The sequence below is a fragment of the Arthrobacter celericrescens genome (assembly GCF_003614925.1).
Classification (GTDB): Bacteria; Actinomycetota; Actinomycetes; order Actinomycetales; family Micrococcaceae; genus Arthrobacter; species Arthrobacter celericrescens.
Window position 1 is genome coordinate 1 of sequence record NZ_QYLP01000052.1, and the last position, 1,403, is coordinate 1,403.

The 1,403-nt window shown below is 66.7% G+C and carries 1 protein-coding gene; it reads left to right on the forward strand.

All coding sequences use genetic code 11. The features are described 5' to 3' along the window. Nucleotides 1–317: 317 nt before the first annotated feature. Nucleotides 318–1,388, forward strand: a complete 1,071-nt coding sequence (locus D3654_RS11840) for an IS110 family RNA-guided transposase (RefSeq protein WP_120521702.1) — start codon at nucleotides 318–320, stop codon at nucleotides 1,386–1,388. The last annotated feature ends 15 nt before the right edge of the window (nucleotides 1,389–1,403 follow it).

Consider the following 1,403-nt stretch of genomic DNA (forward strand, 5'->3'; position numbering starts at 1 on the left):
CAAAACGACTGTGAGGATTGGTGTGGCTGGTCCGGGACTGGCTGGCAGAGTAGATGCTGGCCGTTCTGCCCTGCGGTCGTGACTCACAAAACGATTGGCCCCGTCGGGGTGCCATTTTGTTGACTTGTCCGTTCGTGGGGTGGGGCGGCCGGTACCCGCCCGGCCCACCTCGGTGACTTGATCAGAAGGTTGCCCGCCCTGTTTGACGGGGCGTGGCTCGTCACAGTGTTGTTCCGAAGTGACCTCTACCCGGACTGGTACCGGCCGTTTGCGGCCCTGACCATGTCCGCGAAATAGAGGAAGGTGCCGGAACCGCTATGTCTATCGTTGCGCATTCCCACCCGTTTGTCGTCGGCGTCGACACCCACGCCAGGAACCATGTCTACGCGATCATCGCCGCCGGAACCGGCGAACTGCTCCAGACCCGGGATTTCCCCACCACCAGCGCCGGCATCAACCGGGCCATCGCCTGGGTGGCACGCCGCACCGGCGCCGATCTGGGGACCCTGTGGGTGATCGAGGGCGCCGCGTCCTATGGCGCCCTGCTGGCCGGCGCCGTCGGCGCAGCCGGCTACCAGGTCGCGGAAGCGGCGCGCATGGATGCCCGCGCCCTGCACGGTGTCGGCAAGTCCGATCCCTTGGACGCGCACCGGATCGCCGCCGCCGTCCTGCCTCTTCAGGAACAGCAACTGCGCCGGCCACGGCTCAACGACGGGGTCCGTGCAGCCTTGCGGGTCCTGGTCACCGCACGGGAGTCGATGACCACCGAGCGCACCCGGGCCGTGAACGCGTTGACCGCCCTGGCCCGGGTGAACGACCTGGGCCTGGACGCCCGCAAGCCCCTGACCGGAACCCAAATCGCCGAGGCCTCCCACTGGCGCGCCCGTGACGAACCGTTGGCACTCTCCGTTGCCCGTTCCGAAGCGGTCCGGCTGGCCAGACACATCAGCGAACTCGACGCGGACATCAAAACCAACACGAGCCAGATCAGCGGACTGGTCGAAATCAGTGAAGCCGCGCCCCTGCTGCAGGAAACCGGCTTCGGCCCCGTCACTGCCGCGATCTGCCTCACCGCCTGGTCCCACCAAGGCCGGGTCCGTTCCGAGGCCGCCTTCGCCGCCTTGGCCGGGGCCAGCCCGATCCCGGCCTCCTCCGGGAACACCGTCCGCCACAGGCTCAACCGCGGCGGCGACAGAACCCTGAACAAAGCCCTGCACATGGTCGCCCGCTCCAGGATGAGTTTCGACGCCCAAACCATCGAATACGTCCAGAAACGGCAAACCGAAGGCCGGACCAAACGCGAGATCCGCCGGTGCGTGAAACGCTACCTCGCCCGACGGATCTATCGAACCCTCAACGCGACAAACCACACCCGCAGCCAGGCTTGACGAACTATAGAAGGG

Excerpts from the sequence above, each read along its gene's own strand:
- D3654_RS11840 (WP_120521702.1), top strand. The coding sequence starts at position 318 with ATGTCTATCGTTGCGCATTCCCACCCGTTTGTCGTCGGCGTCGACACC.